We start from the raw sequence: 22,716 nt of genomic DNA, 5'->3' as shown, positions 1-22,716 counted from the left end.
CGTTGTTATTCAGCATTTTGCGTTTTGTCTTTAATCAAAAAGTAAACTAACCAAGGGTCAAGCCTCGGAGTATTATACCCTTTGGCAATGCCAATAAATTAATGCATAATATTTTCTGAGACTATTATATCGGGAAACCCAATTGAACTTCTTACTTTTGCGCTACTTAAAATTTTAGGAATATTATGTATAGAAGTCATACCTGCGGGGAATTGAACGCAACTTCAATTGGTAAGGAAGTAAAACTTTCTGGCTGGGTGCAGAAAATAAGGGATAAAGGCTTTATGGTTTGGGTAGATTTACGCGATCGTTATGGTATTACCCAACTTATTTTTGATGAAGAACGCTCTTCAAAAGAACTTATGGAAAAAGCTCAGGGCCTGGGACGCGAATTTGTAATCCAGGTTAGCGGAAAAGTGATTGAGCGGGAGTCTAAAAATACAAATATTCCAACCGGGGAGATTGAAGTTTTGGTTACTGAGCTTACCATTCTAAATACTTCCCTTACGCCTCCATTTACCATCGAAGAAGACACCGATGGTGGCGAAGACCTTAGAATGAAATACCGCTATCTTGATATAAGAAGAAACCCGGTAAAAAATAAGCTTAAATTTCGTCATAAGGTTGGAATGGAAGTTAGAAATTATCTTTCTAACCAGGATTTTATTGAAGTAGAGACGCCATACCTAATAAAATCTACACCAGAAGGTGCTCGCGATTTTGTGGTACCAAGCCGAATGAATGGAGGTCAATTTTACGCCCTACCCCAATCGCCACAAACCTTTAAGCAATTATTAATGGTTGGTGGAATGGATAAATATTTCCAGATTGTAAAATGTTTTAGGGATGAAGATTTAAGAGCAGACAGGCAGCCGGAGTTTACGCAAATTGATTGCGAAATGGCTTTTGTGGAGCAGGAGGATATCCTAAACGTTTTTGAAGGTTTAACCAGGCATTTATTGAAAGAAATCAACGGTGTGGAAGTTGAAAAATTCCCTCGAATAACCTATGATGAAGCGATGAAAAAATACGGAAACGACAAACCAGACATTAGGTTTGGGATGGAGTTTGCCGAATTGAATAACCTGGCCAAAAACAAAGGCTTTAATGTTTTTGACCAACAGGAATTAGTTGTGGGAATTGCGGTTCCGGGTGCGGCTTCGTTTACCAGAAAAGAAATAGATAAATTAATATCCTGGGTAAAAAGACCACAGGTAGGGGCCAACGGACTCGTTTGGGCAAAATATAACGAAGATGGCACTCTAAAATCTTCGGTAGATAAGTTTTATTCAGAAGAAGATTTAAAATCCTGGGCAAAGGAAACCGGCGCTAAACCAGGAGACCTTATTTTGGTTATGGCTGGAGACACAGCCAAAACCAGAACGCAGCTTAGTGCATTAAGAATGTATTTGGGTAACGAACTTGGCCTTAGAAAGACTAATGAGTTTGCACCACTTTGGGTTATAGATTTCCCACTATTGGAATGGGACGAAGAAACAGAGCGTTTTCACGCCATGCACCATCCTTTTACTTCACCAAAAAAAGAAGATTTCGCTTTATTGGAAACAAAGCCGGGTGAAGTGCGTGCCAATGCCTATGATTTAGTTTTAAATGGTAACGAGATTGGTGGAGGTTCTATACGTATTCACGATAAAGAAACTCAGTCTAAAATGTTCGATTATCTTGGTTTCACACCAGAAGAAGCTAAAGCACAATTTGGATTTTTAATGGATGCTTTTCAATATGGTGCTCCTCCTCATGGAGGTATTGCCTTTGGCTTTGACCGTTTGGTCGCCATTCTTGGAGGACAGGAAAGTATCAGGGATTTTATTGCTTTCCCAAAAAACAATAACGGCAGGGATGTAATGATAGATGCTCCGGCAAAACTTGATGAAGCACAATTAAAAGAACTTCATCTTCAAATAAACCAGCAAGTAGAAAGCTAAAAACAAATTCTTGGAGAATGATTTTAGTTCTAAATCAACTTCCGGGGTATTTTACTATCGAACAAAATAATTATTGATAAAAAATCCCGGTTTCGCACCGGGATTTTTTTATTTTCATTTAAATAATTTTTGAGTGGGGACTAAAGCTACAAAATTGCTAATACGTTTTTCTAAGTGGAGTAATAAACACTTAAGCCATCAACAGTTCCTGATGATATTAAGTGCTATTATTGGCTTTACCGCGGGATTAGGTGCGGTAGTGATTAAAAACCTTACCCACTTTACACAACGCTTGCTTGAGGGCAACCTTATTGCAAACTATCACCATGCATTTTACTTTATTTTTCCATTAATAGGCTTAAGCCTTAGCTTATTTGTGGTTAAAGTAATTCTTAGAAAAAAAATAGGCCACGGCATTCCTTCAACACTATATGCTATTTCACGCCGAAAAGGAATTATGCGAAGCTTTCAAATGTACGCCTCCCTTATCACCGCCCCATTAACCGTAGGTTTTGGTGGCTCTGTAGGTTTAGAAGGGCCTACAGTAGCTACGGGTGCTTCCCTGGGTTCTAATATCTCAAGGTTTTTTAAGATGAACCAAAGCTCCCGTACCCTATTAATTGGCTGTGCAGCAGCCGGCGCAATGTCTTCTATCTTTAAGGCACCTATTGCAGCTATTATTTTTGCCATTGAAGTATTTAGTTTAGATCTTACCCTAATCTCCATGGTCCCTTTGTTAATTGCATCGGTCTCAGCCATCCTTACTTCTTATTTTTTCTTTGGCTCTGATATTATTCTGCCTTTTGAACTACAGGATAATTTCACGATTTCTGAAGTTCCTTTCTACATCATCCTGGGAGTTCTTGCTGCAGGTTGTTCTATGTATTTCACTCATATTTATTTTAAAATTGCCGATGCTTTTAAAAAAATAGATTCGCTTTTTTTTAGATTATTATTGGGCGGACTTGGCCTGGGATTTCTAATTTATTTAATTCCGCCTCTTTATGGCGAAGGCTATAATGTTATAAACAATTTACTTGCTGAAGACTACATACAAGCACTGGGAACCAATTTCTTTAACGAATACCTGGATAATATATGGATTGTAATTATCCTACTGGCAGGCCTTGTGATTTTTAAAATCATTGCTACTTCCTTAACTTTTGGTGCTGGTGGTATTGGTGGTATTTTTGCCCCGGTATTATTTATGGGAAGTGCCATGGGACACTGTTTTGCCTTACTCGTAAATAACCTGGGAATATTAAGAAATCCCATCTCGGTAAGTAGCTTTACAATGGTAGGTATGGCCGGGCTTATGGCTGGGGTTTTACACGCCCCACTCACGGCAATTTTCCTTATCGCAGAATTAACCGGTGGCTACGAGCTTTTTGTCCCGCTAATGATCACGGCGGCAATTTCGTTTATGATTACCAACCAGTTTCAACCGCATTCTGTTTACACTATGGAACTTGCAAAACGAGGGGATTTATTAACTCATAATAAAGATCAGGCAGTTTTAACCTTATTGAATATTCAACAAATTATAGAGAAAAACTTTATATGCCTAAACATAGACATGAACCTTGGTGATGTTATCCATAAAGGTGTTATAAAATCTTCCCGAAATCTTTTCCCTGTTATCGATGAAGATCGTAACTTTCTAGGAATTATACTTTTAGACGACATACGTCCCATCATGTTTGATCAAAAAATGTATACCGAAGTAAAAGTAAGCGATGTTATGCAAAGGGCTCCAACAGTTATAGATCTTAAAAAAGACCGACCAAAAGATACGATGCGGAAATTTCAGGAAACAAATGCCTGGAATTTACCCGTAGTAGAAGACGGGAAATATGTTGGGTTTATCTCTAAATCTAAGCTACTTACCGCTTACCGACAAAAATTAATTGAAGTAACCGTTTAATACTATGAATACCTTTTTAAAGATTTTAGGAATAGCAATACTAATTGCTATTGGAGTGGGATTTTATTACCGCACTTTTGAAGATGTACAGCTAGGAGACCAAATAATTGGTCTTGCTGTTTTGGCAAGTGCATTTATTTTAATGCCCATTTTCCTTTATGTTAGGTGGAAAGGAAAACGCCTTAAAGACTACACCCTCACTAAAGAGAATATGGATAAAATGAGAGATAAAGGCATAGATTAAACACTTGTTTTATAAAACTTTCAAAAGAAAAATAATATTATTGCATTGTCTTCAATAATAATGTGCTAACTTTGTTCCCTATTAATTATTTATTTTTTTATTACAATGGAAGGTACAGTTAAATTTTTCAATGAGTCTAAAGGATACGGATTCATTACCAACGACGAAACAGGAAGAGATATCTTCGTACACATTACTGGTTTAGATGGCGAGAGCTTGAACGAAGGTGATAAAGTTGAGTACGTTGAAGTAGAAGGAAGAAAAGGAGTTAACGCTGCAGAAGTACGCGTTATAGAATAATATATATTATCCTATTTCAAAAACTGGAAGGCCGCTTTTAAGCGGCTTTTTTTATGCCATACTCCTATTGATGAATTCCCTGAGACGGAGTATGCCCGTAATGCTTTTTAAAAGTACTTATAAAATGTGGTACGCTTTTATATCCTAATATCGCCGCCATTTCAGTTACCGTATATTTTCCTAATAAACTTTTAGCTTTTTTCATGCGTAAATCTATAATAAAGCTCCTAATGGTTTTACAATACATTTTTTTAAAATCTTTTTTTAGCTGAAGTTCATTTAAAAGCACTTTCCTGGCCAGTACTTTAATGGTTGGCGGATTTTTAAAGTTTTCAATTAAATATGCGTGGGCGTTTCTTATTTTTTCAAGATTTTCTTCGCTAATCCCTTTCACTACTCCATCGCACACTTCTTGCTGGCAAAAATGTAAAGAAAGAAACAATTCTTTAAGCCTTAATTCAAGATAATATTTTTTAAAATCGGTATTCCAGTCGTTTTTGGTGATCTCATTTATAATATGATACAAACTATAATCTATAGGAAAATTACAGGCTCCCCATTTTTGAAAATTACCCTTAATAATATGATTATAGAAAGAATTATCTGCCACCCAGACTTCGTTTTTTAACAATTCAAGGTAATATTCTTTTGATAGATAAACCGCCTGGTAGTGAGTAGGTTTATTGGCCGGCATTTCTATGGTATTTACAGTATCACAATTATAACAACAGTTAATTCTGCCCATTCCAAGGGGTGTTTTTTCCTTTAAAGACACCAATTGTGAATCCCCCTTTCCTAAATAAGAAATTTGAACATATTCCCCACTAACACTAAAAATATCGGTAATATCCTTTTCGTTTTCAAAGAAAGTTTCAACTATAAACAGCCCCTTTGAAACCTGAATTTTACACCTTGCCTTTAACCAGGAATACGATTGAATATTTATCTCATCTTTAATGATTCCCAGACCTTTATATTCTGAAAGATCCCGTGAAAACAAGGTTTCATTTACCTCAATTAATTTAGACTCAATATACATAATACCTTTACCGTAATTTTTATTCCCAAAACCGAAACAGGCTTAGCGCTTCAAAATATAAATTTGCCGCAAGTTATTTAAAATTAGTTTAAATAAGTATAATAAATTAAAATTGTGGTTCCAAAATTTACAATAAGCTTTATTTTACTATTGCTATCAGCCAGTATTCCTACCATATATGCTCAGCAAAAGGAAGCTAAAAACTTCGATATTTCTGGAATAATAGAAGATGAAAACGGGGAAGTAATAAAAGGCGCAAGGATTACAGCTTCCAATCTAAATCAGAGTAAAAGCACACAATCAGATTCCGAAGGAAAATATCAAATAAAAAATTTACAGCGTGGAGTTTTTTTACTGGAAATTCGTAAAGGTGACTTCATAGACCACCATCAAATAGCGGTAAATCAAGAAAATCTACACCATAATATTACGATAAATACCTCAGAAAACGAATTAGATGAGGTACACCTAAGAGCAGATTCTTTCAAAACCAAAATGGAGAAAAAGGGTTTTGCCCTTAATGTTGTAGAGACCGGGGAGGCAAGTATTAGAAATATTCAAACTAATGAATTACTAAATACTACTGTGGGAGTGAAAATTCGGCAAAACGGTGGTTTAGGTTCACGTGCAGAATACAGTTTAAATGGATTGTCGGGAAGTGCTGTACGTATTTTTATAGACGGAATTCCAATTACCACCTTTGGCTCTTCTTATAACTTAAACAGTATTCCACCCTCAATGATAGAGCGCATTGAGGTCTATAAAGGTGTTGTTCCCGGCCATTTGGCCGACGATGCCCTGGGCGGCGCCATCAATATTGTACTTAATAAACAGTCTGATAAAAATATTAATGCGTCTGTTTCATACGGCTCATTCAATACTTTTCAGGCAAATGTAAATGGGCTGTACAGATTTGATAATTCTGGTTTTACCGTAAAAGCTTCTGCATTTCATAACTATTCTGATAATGATTATGAAGTATCAGGCCGAAGTATTGTGGTAACCGGTTTAGGTGGTCAGCAAACCCCAATTACTGCTAGACGTTTTAACGATGCCTACAGGTCTACCGGAGGTACGGTACAGATAGGATATACAGATGTAAAATGGGCCGACCAGTTTTTTGTAGGTTTTACAGGTTCTGATGACTATAAAGAAGTGCAACATGGCGCATTCATGACTATTATGCCATACGAAGGAAGATTTCTTGAATCTGACGCTTCTCTGGCTAACTTAACTTATCAAAAAGAAGATTTATTTACGCCAGGTTTAGATGTAAATGTTACTGGATATTATGGAAAGCGAAACCGCCAGGTAAATGATACGGTGCCCTGGGCTTATAGCTGGAACGGCGAAAGAGCGATAGATTTTAGAGGCAATGAATACAAATACACCTGGGGCTCACAGCAAGAAGGCGGACCAACGCTTGCAAAAATTAACCGTAACGTAGCCTCCATTAGAACTGGTGTGGCCTACGCTATTAGCCACAACCACACGATTTTAGCGAACCACGTTTATAGCGGAATTGATAGAGAAGATAGCGACGAGCTACAATCTGTATTAGAAAACACCTTTGTAGGAACAAGAGATTTACACAAAAACATATTTTCGATAACCTACGAATTAAATGCTTTTAATGACCGGTTAAAGACCAATTTATTCGGAAAATATTATCAACAGAAAAGCATAAGTGTAGATCCCGAAATTCAAAGAAATCCAGATGGAAGCAGGGAAATTGTGGATGATGTTGTAAGCAGTAATAAAAAATATGAAGGCTATGGTTTTGCAGCTTCTTACGAGCTTAGCCCCACTATTACCCTATTGGCTTCGGCCGAAAAAGCAGTGCGATTGCCAAACGAAACCGAAATTTTTGGTAACGATGGTGATAATGTGGTAGCCAACGCAAGCATTAATCCCGAGCAAAGTAACAATTATAATTTAGGAATTAAACTGGGCACCTTTAACTTCAATAAGCATCAATTTAATGCTTCCACAAATTTTTTTACAAGAAATATTAAAGATAGAATTGGTTTACCTATAGAGACTTCTTTAAATGTAGATGAAGAATTAATTGTGTATGTAAACCAGGGTAGCGGAACTTCAAAAGGTATAGACGCACAGTTGGGTTATACCTATAATAATTTCGGACTTAATTTCAATATATCCCGATTCGATTTAAAAATTAAAAACAAAGGAGTAGAAATAGATGTGCCAAACACTCCATTTCTCACTATGAATGGAAATTTACGCTATTCAATTAAAGATTTAATTCAGAAAAACTCCAGGTTAAATCTATTTTACACAATGTACTTTACCGACGAATTTTCATATATAGTTCCGCAAGGTTCTAACACGGCAGGAGACGATTTCTTTAAAGTACCTCAACAACTGGCACAAGATTTAGGCCTTAGTTACAGCTTTCCAAACCAAAATTTCATTGTGAGTTTCGATGTTAAAAACCTTTTTAACAAACCCGTTTACGACAATTTATCAGTACAAAAACCGGGAAGGGCTTTTTACCTAAAACTAAATTATTCAATCAACAAATTTTAACCAATTATTAAAGATAATAGTATGAAACGTAATTTTTTCAGCATTAAAACTTTAGCAACAATTGCTATCGCAACAGGCTTACTGGCTTCTTGTAGTAGTGATGACTCTCCAATAGACCCGGGCCAGGAACCTGGTGAAAATGAAGACGGTAGATGGATTACGGTTGCCGCCGCCAAAATGGGGGAAAATCAGGGAGATGGTAATGGAGGTACGTTAATATACTCCATAAGCAGTAAAGATGCTAAAGACCCAAATGTATCTATAGAGCCTTTTGATAATGGGTTTATAGTGCCTTCTAATAGAACTGCACGTTTACAATCTTCTGAAGACGGCAGCACTATATTCAACATTAGTTATGCTGGAGATACCGGTGGTAATTACACTAAATATACGGTAAATGGCGGGCAGGATTTTGAACAAACCGGAAGTGAAATAAGTATTGCTCCTTATGTTGGTTCTGCCCCAAGATGGATCAAGTTATTTGACGGAGATCAAACAGGAGCCGCTGTGTATGTAAATACCGAGAACCAGTTTAATGATAACGGCACTCCAGACGATGAAAGCGATGATTTTTATGAGCGCACCGAAGCTACTATGGGGATTGTTACCTTAGATTTGCAAAATTCTGCCATAAAAGAATTCAAAGAATCAAGCCTTCGGTTAAGCGATGAACTGGAAGCACAGGGGTATTATTTTGGCAGAATTGACATGCCAACCTTAAATGCTGCCGGCGATAAATTATATATTGGAGCACGCCTAAGTAAAGTAGATCCTGAAACCGCCGAAACAGATCGGGATTTTGAAGCTTTAGGAGCTAAAACTATTGTACTGGATTACCCTTCTTTAGAAAATCCCACAGTTATTACTTCTCAAGTTGGAAAAGGAAATACCAACGGTTACCGAAGCATTAATTCATTTTTAGTGAATGGTAGTGTTTACCAGGCAAATCAAGGCGATCCAAACGGCTCTCATATTTTAAAAATTGATGCAAATAACGATTATGACAATTCGTACGTTTTCAATTTAGACGAAGCATTAGGTGTTGAAGACGCTTATATTCTTGCCTGGAGACCTACCGCAAGCGGAAAAGCGGTTGTAGCTTATCGTCACGCAGGTTCTGCTGAAGGTGTAGCTGGAGCCCAGGGATATTTCGCGCTGGTAGATTTAGAAGCAAAAACAGCACAAAAAATAAACGAAATTCCATATAGCGAAAATTTCTACTTATTCCAATACCAGGGATTTGTAGTAGATGGAGATGAAGTTTACGTAACCGAAGCTCCCGTTGGAGAAAATGGAAATATTTACATTATAGATACTCAAACAGGAGAAGTAACTAAAGGTGCCAAACTGGTAAATGTAGAAGGAAGCCACTTTATAGGAGTGTTTTAAGCATATAGAAAATATTTAAAGTTGCCAAAAGAGCTGACCGAAAATCCTGTTTTCGGTCAGTCCTTTTTTAAGTTTTATACCGAAATCCATGACAAAGAAGAAGCAAAAAAAGAAAAAATATACGTTTAGGAAATTATTAAACGATCTGCATTTATGGTTAGGACTTGCCAGTGGGATTATCCTTTTCCTGGTTTGCCTAAGCGGAACCATACTCACCTTCCAAACCGAAATAAAATCACTTTTTGCTGAAGAATTAAAAGTAGCCCCCGGGCAGGGAGAGGTAAAGACTATTGAGAGCCTGCAACAAAACCTCCAGGAGCTAGGAACCGTTACCGGTGTTACATTATCTGAGAATGGCAAAAAAGCCTATGAGTTTAAGGTAAAAACATCTCCTGAAGACAGGCGTGGCACTACCTTTTTTGTAAACCAATATACAGGCGAATACCAAAGATTGGGTGAGAACCCTACAGATGAGTTCTTCTTTACAATGTTTAGAATGCACCGCTGGTTGTTATTTGATTCTGCAATAGGAAGACCCATTGTGGGAATTGCCACACTAATCTTTCTATTTTTGTCTATAAGCGGAATTGTACTTTGGTTTCCGAAGAAAAAAATAAAGTGGAAAACTCTAAAACCGGGTTTTAAGATTAAATGGTCTGCCAACTGGAAAAGGATTAACCACGATCTCCATAACACCCTTGGTTTTTACTCCTGTATTTTATTAATTATAATGACACTAACCGGATTATTCTGGTCATTTCAGTGGTATAGGGATTTAGGAAGTGAAGTTTTAGGGACCCAGGTTTTTGGTGGCCGCGGTGGACCCAAAATTGCTTCGGAAGCTAATACCGACACTAAAACCCTGGAAATTGCCGAAATTGTTAATATTGCCAATCTAAACCTGGAGTATCCGGGAGAGACTTCAATCTCTTTTCCGCAAGATGAAAAAGGTGTTTTTTCTATTAGGAAATATGAGACTGGCAATTGGTCACCCAATACCTACGATATGTTGGTTATAGATCGTGATGGGAAAGTACTTAAAAAAGAACTTTTTTCAGAAAAACCTCTAAACGTGCAGGTAGCTTCATTAATAAAACCAATTCATACCGGCGAAATTTTCGGTACTTTTTCAAAAATACTTTATTTCCTGGCGTGTTTAATTGCTACCAGCTTACCAATTACCGGAACTTTTATTTGGCTCAATAAAATGAAGAAAAAGAAAAAATAAACCCGGGTATAGATTACAGGCTTTTATTTCTAACTTTTTAACTGGCCATAAACACCGGCAAGCATCTCTTCAACCAGGCTTTGTAAATCAAATTCGTGCTTCCAGTTCCAGTCTTTTCTTGCCTCAGAATCGTTTATACTTGAGGGCCAGGAATCGGCTATTTTCTGTCTAAAATCTGGTTGATATGCTATTTTAAACTCAGGAATTTCCTTTTGAATAGCTTCAGCAAGAATTTTTGGTGTAAAACTTAAAGCCGATAAATTATAAGAAGACCTTACTTTTATTTTTTCTGAAGCTGCTGCCATAATATCTACAGTAGCCTTTATTGCATCATCCATGTACATCATAGGCAAGCCGGCATCTTCAGCCAAAAAAGAAGTATACTCTTTGTTCTTTAGTGCTTCATGAAAAATTTCAATGGCATAATCGGTAGTTCCACCCCCGGGAAGGGTTTTATAGCTTATAATTCCCGGATAACGTATACTTCTTACATCTACGCCGTATTTATCATGATAATATTCGCACCAACGTTCTCCGGTTTGCTTACTGATACCGTACACCGTAGAAGGCTCCATAATGGTAGTTTGCGGGGTATCGTTTTTAGGAGTAGTCGGACCAAAAACTGCTATACTTGAGGGCCAAAATACCTTTTCAATCTTTTTATCCTTAGCGAAATTCAAAATATGAAAAAGCGAATCCATATTAAGGTTCCAGGCCTTCATTGGGGCCTTTTCTGCGGTAGCACTTAACATAGCAGCCATTAAGTAGACTTCACTAATATTATATGTGTCTATCAAAGCTTCAATTTTTGCAGCGTCGGTTGCATTGGCAAGCTCAAACGGGCCAGAACTCATCAGCTCTTCATTTCCTTCTCTAATATCACTCGCCACCACCTGATCATTTCCATAAAGATCCCGTAATTTCAGCGTTAATTCGGTTCCAATTTGTCCGCAAGCACCAATAATTAAAATTTTTCCGGCCATGGTATTCATTTTTCCGCAAATATATTTAAATACATAGAGGTATTCGTAAAAAAACTTCTGAAACCTTCATTTATATTAGACAATTTTCATGTATTTAGTTTTATCAGCATAAATTCTATGAAAACTGAAGTAATTTAGACTAACTTTGTGTTTATATGAAAAAACTGGTTTTTATATCAATAATTCTCTTTTGGTCTTGTGCCGAAAAGTCTTCTAATAAAGACAATTTCAATACGAAATTAGACTCTATAACCTTAAAGCAACCTATAAAAACCACTAACCAGGAAATAGTTTTACTTCCTGAAGCCAGGAAGCAAGCCATAAAGTGGTTGGCTTATATCGCTGCACAAAACGAAGTAGACCAATTAAAAAACTACAACCTGCAACAAACCATTGAAAGCTCTAAACCTATCTCGCAGGTTATGGGATCCCTTGTCTCCAGCATTCCAGATTCACTAAATTCTAATGCAGTAAGTGCCCGTGCCAATGTGTTGGCCACCAAAGCAAAGGTTTTGGAGCAACTCTCCCATCGTAGACATTTAGACGCAGAAGCAATTGCCGAAGTTGCAGGAGAAATCCCGGAAGAATTTAATAATTTTAAAATTCAGCTAAATGAACTTTTTCTGAAAACCCTGGAGGATTTTGAAGAAGAACTGGATGAATTTAAAGCCGAAAGAGATACCATTTCTACTCCTGCCGATTCTATCTCTATAGAATAAATTACCTTGTGGTAAGCCAGCGAAGTATTAAAAGAAAAGGTTTTTTATATCGAGGCAGGCCCCGGAACATAAAATTTAATTACCGAAAAAATTAAAAAGTATTAGCATGAAAAAGATTGCAGTAATTATTTTCCTGTTTTTCAGTATAACTGGTTTTGCTCAAGACAAATCTAAAATAGACCATATATTAACACAATGGCATAAAGCGGCGGCAGAAGCTAATTTTCAGGATTATTTTGATTTAATGACCAAAGACGGTGTTTTTATAGGCACAGATGCAACAGAAAACTGGCAAAATAAAGATTTTAGGGAATTTTCTAAACCTTATTTTGACCGCGGAAAAGCCTGGAGTTTTAAAACTTTAGAACGAAATATCTATACCGAAGAAAATGCTAAAACTGCCTGGTTTGATGAATTATTAATTACCCAAATGGGCATTTGTCGTGGCTCGGGCGTGCTTCAAAAAACAGCAAATGGTTGGAAAATTGCCCACTATGTGTTTTCAATCACCATCCCTAATGAAAATGTTGCCGAAATAACCCAACTTAAAAAAGAATTTGACCAAAAACTTATAGAAGAAAAACAATAAGCTAACTACTTCCTACAATATCTGGATTCGCCCTAGATAAATTAATAATAATCAGCAATATATATCAATTTATTGTTCGTTATTATATATGCTACTTTTTAGTATTTTAGCCAAAGAATTTATAATAATTTAAACCACACATGAAAAAAATAACCAAAGTAATGTTGCTTTCGGTTTTGGGGACTGCTACGCTTAGCAGTTGTCAGGATAACGAAAAGGAGCAATCTAAAAAAGAAGAAGTTCACGGTATTAACCTTGCTTACATGGATACCACGGTAGCACCGCAGGACGACTTTTTTAAGTACGTAAACGGGAAATGGGTAGATGCTACCGAAATCCCATCAGACCAGACTACCTGGGGAAGTTTTATGGAGCTTCGTGAGCGAACCGATGAAGATGCCATGGCTATCCTTGAAGGTGCTTCTAAAAATGATAGTTTAGACCCTTCCAGCGACCAGGCTAAGGCGGTTTATCTTTACAATACCATTATGGACACCCTTGCCAGAAACGAAAAAGGCGTGGAACCGGTAAAACCATATTTGGAAAAAGTAGACGCGATAAACAATAAAGAAGATTTACAGGAATTTCTAAGCGAAATGCAACAATATGGTGGCGCCGGATTTTTCTCTTTTGGTGTAAGTTCAGATGCTAAAAATAGTAATATGAATGCAGCATATATCTATCCTTCAGGTTTAGGATTACCAGATCGTGACTACTATGTAGCCGATGATGCAGATTCTAAAGAAAAAAGGGAAAAATACAAGCAGCATATTACCAGGATGCTTCAGTATATAGATTACTCTAAAGAAGAAGCTGCTAATGCCGCAGCACGAATCCTGGCCTTTGAAACCAAGCTTGCAGAACCCAGGCTGGATAAAGTAGAACGTCGCGATGCCCGTAAAACTTACAATCCAAAAACGCTAGCCGAGCTTCAAAATATGGTTCCTGCTTTTAAGTGGAATACCTATTTTGAAAAAATTGGTGCAAAAAATTTAGATACCATTATAGTTTCACAACCTGAATATATGAAATCACTACAAGAAGTGATTGCTAAAAATGCGGTTGAAGACTGGAAAGATTATTTAAAATGGAGCATTTTTAATGATGCCGCCGGAACCCTTTCTACAGATATTGAAACTGCAAACTGGGAATTCTACAGTAAAACCCTAAGAGGAGCACAGGAACAACGCCCACGTGACGAGCGGGCTTTACAAACCGTAAACAGAACACTTGGAGAGGCCTTAGGCAAACTTTATGTAGAAGAACATTTTCCGGCTGAAGCTAAAGAAAAAGCCCAGGAAATGATAGCTAACCTCATCAGAGCTTACGAAAACAGGATTGATAACTTAAGCTGGATGGGCGAAGAGACTAAGAAAAAAGCCAAAGAAAAACTGGGAACTACCACTATTAAAGTTGGATATCCCGACGAGTGGGAAGATTATAGCAAGCTTGAGATTGTAAATACTGAAGAAGGTGGGTCGTATTTCCAAAATATGATGAACTCAAGCAAATGGAGAGTTGCCGAAAACATGGCAGAACTAGGCCAACCGGTAGATAAAAGCAAATGGTTTATGCCACCACAAACCGTAAATGCATATTACAACCCAAGTTACAACGAAATTGTATTCCCGGCAGCTATTTTACAACCACCTTTTTACGATTATAAAGCCGATGCCGCTGTAAACTACGGTGGAATTGGAGCGGTAATTGGCCACGAAATATCTCACGGATTTGATGATAGTGGTGCTCGTTTTGATGCTGAAGGAAACCTAAACAACTGGTGGACAGATGAAGACTTAAAACAATTTGAAGCACTTGGCAAAGACCTTGCAGATCAATACAGCAGCATTGAAGTATTGGATAGTGTTTATATAAACGGACAGTTTACCCTGGGTGAAAATATTGGCGACCTTGGCGGCGTGAATGCTGCTTACGATGGCCTACAAATTCATTTAGAAGAACATGGAAATCCTGGAAAAATAGATGGTTACACACCAGAACAGCGTTTCTTTATGTCCTGGGCCACCGTTTGGCGAACAAAAATGCGAGACGAAGCTCTAAAAAACAAAATTAAAACAGATCCTCATTCTCCGGGAATGTACCGTGCTTATGTACCGCTACAGAATATAGATGCTTTTTATACTGCTTTCGATATTAAAGAAGGAGATAAAATGTATGTAGCCCCGGAAGAGCGGGTTAAGATTTGGTAATTAAACTTCTTTAAAAGAAAATCTATAAAAATATAGACCTCCCAGGTTTCAAAAACCTGGGAGGTCTTTTTATTTAGATCAAGTTGGCTCACCCAAAATGTAGAAAAGCATCTTCCAAATGTTCAACCTTTATTCCGGCTTTATTTTTAATGATAGCGATAATATCAAAGCGAGTGTCCAGTTCTAATTGATGATCATTTAAAAAGAAATCGGCAGCTTTTACCAGCTGCCGAATTTGTTTAGGCTTTACAAAACTTTGTGGGTCCCCAAAATCGGGTGTGCTTCTTGTCTTCACTTCCACTACTACCAGAACCTCATGCTTCCGGGCTAAAATGTCTATTTCCGCTTTGTCATAAACATAATTTTTAGCCAGAATTTCATATCCCTTTTTCAAAAGAAGTTCTTCAGCAAGGCGTTCACCCAATTCCCCCAAAGCATTATGCTGAGCCATATGTGAATTTAAAATTTTACAGGGGCTTTCAACCTAGGGGTTTCCCTGTAAAAAGCACCTAGTTCATAAGCATAATACTTGAGACCTTTAAATCCATTTTCTTTACTTCCTCTTCGTTCACTTCAATAATGCTGTCTTTATAGTATTTATTTGGCATATCAACGTTTGGAGCAAGAAACACTCTTAAATTAGAGTCTTCTAATTTTCCATCATTCCAAAGTACTGCTCCTCCATAATCCCAGCCAAACCCATAAAAAGAGATTTTTTGGCCATTAAGTTCATTTAAAGCATCATAAGAAGTTCCAATTTCAATTCCCTGTGCAGATTTCCATCTTCCCTTTCCTGAAAAGCGAATGTCAAAAATTTCCTCTCGCTTTTCACTTTTCCAGCTAATATGCAACTCATCGGTAGTTTCCGGGTACATTATGGTATAGGCTCTCTCTACGGTCCCTTCTTCAAACATCCCGCTATCTTCATAGAAATTAGCGTCCGGATAATTATTTATCAAATCTTCGGCGCTATATCCTGTAAGGTTTTCTACTACAAATTTATCTTTAGAGGCTTTATGCTTAGAACTTCCACAAGCCGCTAAACTCAGCACAAAAATTAGTAAGCTTAATTTTTTCATTGGTTAGTTATTAGAAATAGTTTTAAAAGGCTAAAATCAGAAACATTTGTGGCAGTCATGCTGTGTTTTACAAGAATTTAACGCGTATTTTTATGGAGTTGCTTACCTTTGCTGCCTCAATAAATTTTAAGATAAATGAACAATACTCCACAGCGATACACTATTACCGCAGCATTACCATACACCAACGGCCCTATTCACATTGGCCATCTTGCCGGTGTTTATGTTCCAGCCGATATTTATGCCCGATACTTACGAATGCAGGGTAATGATGTGGCTTTTGTATGTGGAAGTGATGAGCACGGAGTACCTATTACCATAAAAGCAAAAAAAGAAGGTGTTAGCCCGCAGGATATTGTAGATAAGTACGATGGTATTATCAGGAAATCTTTTGAAGATTTTGGAGTTTCATTTAATAATTATTCCAGAACTTCTGCAAAGGTACATCACGACACTGCTTCTGCATTTTTTAAAAAAATGTATGAAGCCGGAAAGTTCGTAGAAGAAACCACTCAACAACTTTACGATGAAAAGGCAGGCCAATTCCTGGCCGATAGATTTGTAACGGGAACCTGTCCTAAATGTGGAAACGAGGAAGCCTATGGCGACCAGTGTGAAAGCTGCGGAACCTCATTAAACGCTACAGACCTAATTAATCCAAAATCGGCCATTACTGGTGAAGTTCCTACCTTAAAAGAAACCCGTCACTGGTTTTTACCACTGGACCAATACCAGGAGTGGCTAGACGAATGGATTGTAAAAGGCCATGCCCACGATTGGAAAAGCAATGTGCATGGGCAGGTAAAATCATGGTTAAACGATGGTTTACGCGCAAGAGCGGTAACCCGAGACCTCGACTGGGGGATTCCGGTACCGGTAGAAGGCGGGGAAGGCAAAGTACTTTACGTTTGGTTTGATGCACCCATTGGTTATATTTCTTCTACCAAAGAATGGGCCGAGCGCGAAGGCAAAGACTGGGAACCTTATTGGAAAGACGAAAACACCAAACTAATTCATTTTATAGGAAAAGATAATATAGTATTTCACTGTATAATTTTTCCAACCATGCTTAAAGCTCACGGAGAATATATTTTGCCTGAAAACGTTCCTGCAAACGAATTCCTTAATCTGGAAGGAAAAAAGCTTTCTACCTCCAAAAATTGGGCGGTTTGGTTACACGAGTATTTAGAAGAATTCCCTAATCAACAGGATGTGTTGCGTTATGTTCTAACTGCAAATGCACCTGAAGCCAAGGATAATGATTTTACCTGGAAAGATTTTCAGGCAAGAAACAATAATGAATTGGTGGCTATTTTCGGTAATTTTATCAATCGTGTTATTGTATTAACCAATAAATATTACTCGGGCATTGTTCCAAAGCCAAATAATTATACGGAAGTAGATGAGCAAACCATTGCCGAACTAAAGGCCTATCCTGCCGTTATAGCAAGTTCTATTGAAAAATACCGTTTCCGTGAAGCGCAGGGCGAATTAATGAATTTAGCTCGTTTAGGAAATAAATACCTGGCCGATGAAGAGCCCTGGAAATTGATTAAAACCGATGAAGAACGCGTAAAAACCATTATGTATGTGGCCTTACAAATCGCTTCGGCTTTAGCCACCTTAAGCGAACCATTTTTACCGTTTACTTCGGCAAAACTTCAAAAAATGCTGAATTTCACCGATGCAGAAAGCAAGCTTTCTGCAAAGGAACATTCACAATGGGATAAAATAGCCACACGGGATTCTTTACTTCCCGCAGGTCATCAAATCGATAAAGCGCAATTACTTTTCAGTAAAATAGAAGACGCACAAATACAACAACAATTGGATAAACTGGAAGCAACAAAAACAGCCAATGCTGCCGAAAACAAAGCAGTAGAACCGCAGAAAAAAACCGCTACTTTTGAGGATTTCACCAAAATGGATTTACGTGTGGGCACTATTATAGAGGCCCATAAAATGCCAAAAACCAAAAAATTAATGGTGATAAAAGTAGATACGGGCTTAGATCAAAGAACAGTGGTTTCCGGAATCGCCGAGCATTATAAAGCTGAAGAAATTATTGGTAAAAAGGTAACTGTTTTAGCCAACTTGGCACCTAGAAAACTACGTGGTGTAGAAAGCCAGGGAATGATTTTAATGACCGAAAATGCAGCCGGAAAATTAGTTTTTGTAAATCCGGATGAAGATGGGGTTGAGCCGGGAACTACGATTAATTAATACTTACCCCAAAATGCATTCGGATTGACTAAATTCATCAAACATTAAATAATTATGAAGAAAAATTCTCTCTTTTTACTTATTCTTTTTCAGTTTTCGTATGCACAAGAAAGAGTATTAGAATTTAAAACAGAGCTTAACCAAAAATCAGAGGTATTTAATATTGTAGATGAAGAGAATGATAACCTTGCATTATTCACTCTTAAAGGAAGAAAAATTGAGGCGCTTTTATTTGATAACAATTTTAAAAAAATTGGCCATATAAAACCTTTAAAAATTCCTAATAAATTCGACATTTTCTCTGGATATATTATCAAGGATAAGGAAGTGAGTCTTTTTTTATCCAATACAACTAAAAATAAATTTTCGAAAATAGTTTTTCATTTTGATTCCGGAGAAACTAATTTCACAGAATTAGAAATTAGATTAAAAGAAGAAAGGTTTTTAGGAAGTATAAATTACAAAAACAGTTTTTTTATTTTCTCTCTTCCTAATAGCTCTGAAGCCATTAAGTTATATAAATATACAAAAGACAACTCTCCTTCTACCACCCTAATAGATTTTAGCGAAAGTAACTACCTCAACGAGAATAATAGACCAATAAAATTCAATGATCTTTTCACATCTTATGAGGGATTCTCAAAAATCACTGACATTGGTATAATGCAGGAGGGACAACCCAATAGTATTGAAGAAGCTTCCAAAAACGTAAAGATCTTAAAACAAAAAAATCAGCTTTTGGTTAACCTCGATAAAAATCATTATTTCACCTATCTTTTACAAATAAATTTGGATGAATTGACTGGTGATATAAGTAGGATTGCCAAACCACGGTTTGGAAAAGAGATGAATCATAAAGCTTCGAACAGCTTTGTTTTAGATCATAACCTATATCAGGTAATTACAACTAAAGATGCTCTGAAGTTTCACATTGTAAATCTTAAAAACAACTCTGTTTTAAACTCCCATGAAGTTAGTAAGGGTGAAGAGATTTACTTTAAGAATACTCCTATAGTTCAAGAAGGAGGTATGTATACATCATATCGTGAATATGAAAAAACAGCCAAATTTATCCGAAAAATGAAAAATCTACCTATTGCCATAACTGCTAGAAAAAAGGGCGAGGTATATCAAATAAATCTAGGAAGCTCACTAGAGGTCAAAAGTAATCCTGCCATGGGCATGGGCATGATGGGTGGTGCCTTAGGTGCAGGAATGGCAAGTGCCATGACTATAGGATTTAACCCAATGTTAACCGGATATATTTCTTATGGCTATAGTAGAACAGTGGAAATTAATGGTTTATTTGATAAAAATTATAAACACATTGAAAGCGATATAGAACCAAATATTTTTAATAAAATTAAAAAAGTTTCTGAAAAACATAGAAATGTATTCGCCGAAACGATTTTTGAAAAAAACGGAAATTATTACTGGGGCGGTTATAACAATTTTGCTAGTGTTTATAATATTTACAAAATATAATTTTCAACCACGCAATGCAGGTAAATATGGCCATTGGGAATGATTAGAAAGTTAGTTCATGCTCAAAATCGCTTACCATCCCATCTATAAACATCCTTTACCCGAAGGCCACCGTTTCCCTATGGAAAAATATGAGTTGCTTCCAAGGCAATTAATACATGAGGGAACTTGTAGTGAAGACAACTTTTTTGAACCGGGATTCCCCAAAGAAAAGTATATTCTAAATGTTCACGATGAAGATTACTTTGAACGATTACGCAACTTAAATCTTAGCAGAAAAGAAATTAGAAGAAGCGGCTTTCCTCTGTCTGAAGCTTTGGTAAAACGGGAAATGATTATTGCCGATGGGACCATGAAAGCTGTTCATTATTCTTTAGAAAATGGAATCTCTTTTAATATTGCCGGTGGTACCCACCACGCTTATACCAATCGTGCAGAAGCTTTTTGCCTGCTAAACGACCAGGCAATTGCCGCCAGGTATCTCCAGCATAAAAAATTAGCTGATAAAATTCTTATCGTAGACCTGGACGTTCATCAGGGAAACGGTACAGCCGAAATTTTTCAGGATGACCCTTCGGTTTTTACTTTTTCTATGCACGGAAAAGGCAATTATCCCTTCAAAAAAGAGAAGTCAGACCTCGACATTGAAGTACCGGACGGTAGTGGCGACGACAATTACCTAAAACTATTAAAAGAAACCTTACCCGGTTTAATTGAAAAACAGAAACCAGATTTCATCTTTTACCTAAGCGGCGTAGATATTTTAGAAACCGATAAGCTAGGCCGACTTTCCTGCACTGTAAATGGCTGTAAAGAAAGAGACAGGTTTGTTTTAGAAACCTGCCACGATCTAAATATTCCCGTACAATGCAGTATGGGCGGCGGCTACTCTAAAGAAATAAGAGTGATTATAGAAGCTCACGCCAATACCTATCGCCTGGCCCAAGAGATCTATTTTTGACCTAACAGCAACAACTCATTGCAAACAATTTCAGTAATATAGCGTTTATTGCCATCTTTGTCATCCCAACTCCGGTTGGTAAGCTTTCCCTCTACCCCAACTTCTTTCCCTTTACCTACATATTTTTCTACTAATTCGGCAGTTTTACCCCAGGCTATAATGTTATGCCATTGGGTATCGGTAATGCGATCCCCATTTCCATTTTTGTAATTCTCGTTAGTAGCAACCGAGAATTTCGCGAGCTTTTTGCCCGAATCAAGATTTACGATTTCAGGTTCCTTTCCTACATTCCCGATCAATTGTACTTTGTTTCTAATAGTGCTCATAACATATTCATTTAAAAAGCTGAAAATCGTTGGTTCATTTCAACAGTACAAACATATATCTTAAAACAAATTCTAATCGTCTGGTAATTATTTATTTACGTTTAAAGACATTTGTAAACGTTTGTAAATACTTTCATGCTTTATAGATTTATTTTCTTTGAAATACAGATACATTCTTCTTTTAGATAATATTTTCTATTTAATATTGCAGATATCTTAACTAAAAACACAATTAAATAGAATTTAACCAACCAAAAGATTTATGCATAAAAAACTACTCTTTTTAGCTTTTGCTCTTTTCTTTATCCCAAAATCTTATAGCCAGTTAAATGTTAGCTATCATCAATCTAATCTTCCATTTATAGCGGTGGGCTACGATATAAATGAACGTTTTACTCCAGAATTTAGACTGGGCACCGATCAATTTATTTCAGATTTATCATTAGAAGCTGTACTTAATTATAAGTTTATTAGAAAAGAAGATTATGATTTTTATGCGGGTTTGGGATACAGGATCAATATTTCTGAAGGACTTGTAGCTCCCGTTGGACTTAACTTTTATCCGTTTAATAAGAAGAAATTCGGGTTTCATATAGAAGCTGCTCCAATTTTGCTTGATGCCGATATACTTAGAGGGAGTTTTGGTATACGCTACCGTTTTTTAAAAAATTAAAATCACAAACTGAAGTTGCTATTTTGTATAAGAAAGCTTTTATTATAGAAAAAAGATGCTACAAGAAGAGCCCAAAGTTTGGTATGCCTGTTATGGTTCCAATTTACTAAAAGAACGTTTTAGCTGCTATATTAGTGGCGGCAAACCTGCAAATGCTAAGCGTGTTTATCCCGGCTGTACTAATAAAACCCTTCCCGAAAAATCTAAAAGTATTAGTATTGGCGGTGAACTTTATTTCGCTAAATCTTCAAAAACCTGGAGTGGAGGCGGTGCCGGATTTATAAAACCCGACTTTAATGAAAATATTAAAACCCTGGGCAGGATGTACCTCATTACCCAACAACAATTTGTGGATTTGGTGCAACAGGAAATAAAATTTGAAGGCGATTTTGATATAGATCTGAAACAGGTAATTAAAAATGCTAGCCTGGATATGAAAAATAACTCCTGGTACGGGAAAATTATTTACCTGGGCCAGGAAGAAAACTGCCCTATTTTTACCTTCACCAATGAAGAATACTTAAAAGATGAAATCAATTCTCCGCACGAATTCTATTTAAAAATTATTATTGAAGGCCTAAAAGAAACCTACTGTATGACCAATACAGAAATTGAGAATTATTTAAAAACTAAAGAAGGAATTAAAGGCTTCCCCATTGAAACCAGATTACAGCAACTCATAAAAGCCTAAAGAATTTTTATTGCAAAAGTCTAGATACCAGAGGTGGTTAAAAATCTCACTTATCGTATAAATAACAAACCTTTTGTTGCAAACCTAAAGTAATTTAAAATCAATAAAAGCAATTATATTTTTATAGCGCTATAACTGTAGGGAACCTTATCTTTGT

The 22,716-nt window shown here is 36.8% G+C and carries 20 protein-coding genes; 15 read left to right on the top strand and 5 right to left on the bottom strand.

The window, feature by feature from the left end; translation table 11 throughout:
• Positions 1–185: 185 nt before the first annotated feature.
• The 4 genes from aspS (at position 186) to GUB10_RS03790 (ending at position 4,414) form a co-directional block, all read left to right on the top strand.
• Positions 186–1,946: an aspartate--tRNA ligase gene (gene aspS / locus GUB10_RS03805; protein ID WP_193710118.1), complete on the top strand. Its 1,761-nt coding sequence runs from the start codon at positions 186–188 to the stop codon at positions 1,944–1,946.
• A 211-nt stretch (positions 1,947–2,157) separates the two neighbouring features.
• On the top strand, positions 2,158–3,870 hold the full coding sequence (locus GUB10_RS03800) for a chloride channel protein (protein ID WP_193710117.1): 1,713 nt from the start codon (positions 2,158–2,160) through the stop codon (positions 3,868–3,870).
• 4 nt (positions 3,871–3,874) lie between these two features.
• Positions 3,875–4,114, top strand: coding sequence for a hypothetical protein (locus GUB10_RS03795; RefSeq protein WP_193710116.1), 240 nt, complete (start codon positions 3,875–3,877; stop codon positions 4,112–4,114).
• 105 nt (positions 4,115–4,219) lie between these two features.
• Positions 4,220–4,414 carry a cold-shock protein gene (locus tag GUB10_RS03790; protein WP_037318850.1) on the top strand — a complete coding sequence of 65 codons (195 nt, stop codon included), beginning with the start codon at positions 4,220–4,222 and terminating at the stop codon, positions 4,412–4,414.
• A 64-nt stretch (positions 4,415–4,478) separates the two neighbouring features.
• On the opposite strand, the gene GUB10_RS03785 is transcribed toward GUB10_RS03790, so the two are convergent.
• Positions 4,479–5,453, bottom strand: a complete 975-nt coding sequence (locus tag GUB10_RS03785; RefSeq protein WP_193710115.1) for a helix-turn-helix transcriptional regulator — start codon at positions 5,451–5,453, stop codon at positions 4,479–4,481.
• 114 nt (positions 5,454–5,567) lie between these two features.
• Here GUB10_RS03785 and GUB10_RS03780 point away from each other — a divergent pair, with 114 nt between their 5' ends.
• From GUB10_RS03780 to GUB10_RS03770, 3 genes are all read left to right on the top strand, one after another.
• Positions 5,568–8,003: a TonB-dependent receptor gene (locus GUB10_RS03780; RefSeq protein WP_193710114.1), complete on the top strand. Its 2,436-nt coding sequence runs from the start codon at positions 5,568–5,570 to the stop codon at positions 8,001–8,003.
• A 21-nt stretch (positions 8,004–8,024) separates the two neighbouring features.
• Positions 8,025–9,392 (top strand): hypothetical protein, encoded by a 1,368-nt coding sequence (locus GUB10_RS03775; RefSeq protein WP_193710113.1) that lies wholly within the window; start codon positions 8,025–8,027, stop codon positions 9,390–9,392.
• An 88-nt stretch (positions 9,393–9,480) separates the two neighbouring features.
• Positions 9,481–10,620: a PepSY domain-containing protein gene (locus GUB10_RS03770; RefSeq protein ID WP_193710112.1), complete on the top strand. Its 1,140-nt coding sequence runs from the start codon at positions 9,481–9,483 to the stop codon at positions 10,618–10,620.
• Between the two features lie 29 nt (positions 10,621–10,649).
• Here GUB10_RS03770 and GUB10_RS03765 read toward each other — a convergent pair whose 3' ends face one another.
• Positions 10,650–11,603, bottom strand: coding sequence for an NAD-dependent epimerase/dehydratase family protein (locus tag GUB10_RS03765; RefSeq protein WP_193710111.1), 954 nt, complete (start codon positions 11,601–11,603; stop codon positions 10,650–10,652).
• 155 nt (positions 11,604–11,758) lie between these two features.
• Between GUB10_RS03765 and GUB10_RS03760 the strand changes: the two genes are divergently transcribed.
• The 3 genes from GUB10_RS03760 to GUB10_RS03750 all read left to right on the top strand — a co-directional run bounded on the left by GUB10_RS03760 (position 11,759) and on the right by GUB10_RS03750 (position 15,121).
• On the top strand, positions 11,759–12,322 hold the full coding sequence (locus GUB10_RS03760) for a hypothetical protein (protein WP_193710110.1): 564 nt from the start codon (positions 11,759–11,761) through the stop codon (positions 12,320–12,322).
• A gap of 106 nt (positions 12,323–12,428) precedes the next feature.
• Positions 12,429–12,911, top strand: coding sequence for a nuclear transport factor 2 family protein (locus GUB10_RS03755; RefSeq protein WP_193710109.1), 483 nt, complete (start codon positions 12,429–12,431; stop codon positions 12,909–12,911).
• 140 nt (positions 12,912–13,051) lie between these two features.
• A complete protein-coding gene (locus GUB10_RS03750; RefSeq protein ID WP_193710108.1) occupies positions 13,052–15,121 on the top strand; it encodes a M13 family metallopeptidase in 2,070 nt (689 codons plus the stop codon).
• 88 nt (positions 15,122–15,209) lie between these two features.
• Here the strand turns inward: GUB10_RS03750 and GUB10_RS03745 are convergent, their stop codons facing one another.
• Positions 15,210–15,572, bottom strand: coding sequence for a YraN family protein (locus tag GUB10_RS03745; RefSeq protein WP_193710107.1), 363 nt, complete (start codon positions 15,570–15,572; stop codon positions 15,210–15,212).
• A gap of 58 nt (positions 15,573–15,630) precedes the next feature.
• Complete coding sequence (locus GUB10_RS03740; protein WP_193710106.1) at positions 15,631–16,200, bottom strand: hypothetical protein; 570 nt, start codon at positions 16,198–16,200, stop codon at positions 15,631–15,633.
• A gap of 135 nt (positions 16,201–16,335) precedes the next feature.
• Between GUB10_RS03740 and metG the strand changes: the two genes are divergently transcribed.
• From metG to GUB10_RS03725, 3 genes are read left to right on the top strand one after another with little or no spacing between them, the layout of a single operon-like run.
• Positions 16,336–18,423 (top strand): methionine--tRNA ligase, encoded by a 2,088-nt coding sequence (gene metG / locus GUB10_RS03735; RefSeq protein WP_193710105.1) that lies wholly within the window; start codon positions 16,336–16,338, stop codon positions 18,421–18,423.
• 54 nt (positions 18,424–18,477) lie between these two features.
• Complete coding sequence (locus tag GUB10_RS03730; RefSeq protein ID WP_193710104.1) at positions 18,478–19,908, top strand: hypothetical protein; 1,431 nt, start codon at positions 18,478–18,480, stop codon at positions 19,906–19,908.
• Positions 19,909–19,966: 58 nt separating this feature from the next.
• The gene (locus tag GUB10_RS03725; RefSeq protein WP_193710103.1) at positions 19,967–20,869 is read left to right on the top strand and encodes a histone deacetylase; all 903 of its coding nucleotides are present in this window, start codon (positions 19,967–19,969) and stop codon (positions 20,867–20,869) included.
• Here the strand turns inward: GUB10_RS03725 and GUB10_RS03720 are convergent.
• Positions 20,860–21,195 carry a single-stranded DNA-binding protein gene (locus GUB10_RS03720; protein ID WP_193710102.1) on the bottom strand — a complete coding sequence of 112 codons (336 nt, stop codon included), beginning with the start codon at positions 21,193–21,195 and terminating at the stop codon, positions 20,860–20,862. The two genes, GUB10_RS03725 and GUB10_RS03720, sit on opposite strands and share 10 nt — an antisense overlap.
• Positions 21,196–21,457: 262 nt before the next feature.
• On the opposite strand from GUB10_RS03720, the gene GUB10_RS03715 reads away from it, so the two are divergent.
• Together GUB10_RS03715 and GUB10_RS03710 are read left to right on the top strand one after the other, a co-directional pair.
• Positions 21,458–21,868, top strand: a complete 411-nt coding sequence (locus GUB10_RS03715; RefSeq protein ID WP_193710101.1) for a hypothetical protein — start codon at positions 21,458–21,460, stop codon at positions 21,866–21,868.
• 55 nt (positions 21,869–21,923) lie between these two features.
• On the top strand, positions 21,924–22,559 hold the full coding sequence (locus tag GUB10_RS03710; protein ID WP_193710100.1) for a hypothetical protein: 636 nt from the start codon (positions 21,924–21,926) through the stop codon (positions 22,557–22,559).
• Positions 22,560–22,716: the final 157 nt, after the last annotated feature.

Source organism: Salegentibacter sp. BLCTC (assembly GCF_015143665.1).
Lineage (GTDB): Bacteria > Bacteroidota > Bacteroidia > Flavobacteriales > Flavobacteriaceae > Salegentibacter > Salegentibacter maritimus.
The sequence above is the reverse complement of the archived record's forward strand: the minus strand, read 5'-3'. Positions and strand labels throughout refer to the sequence as shown.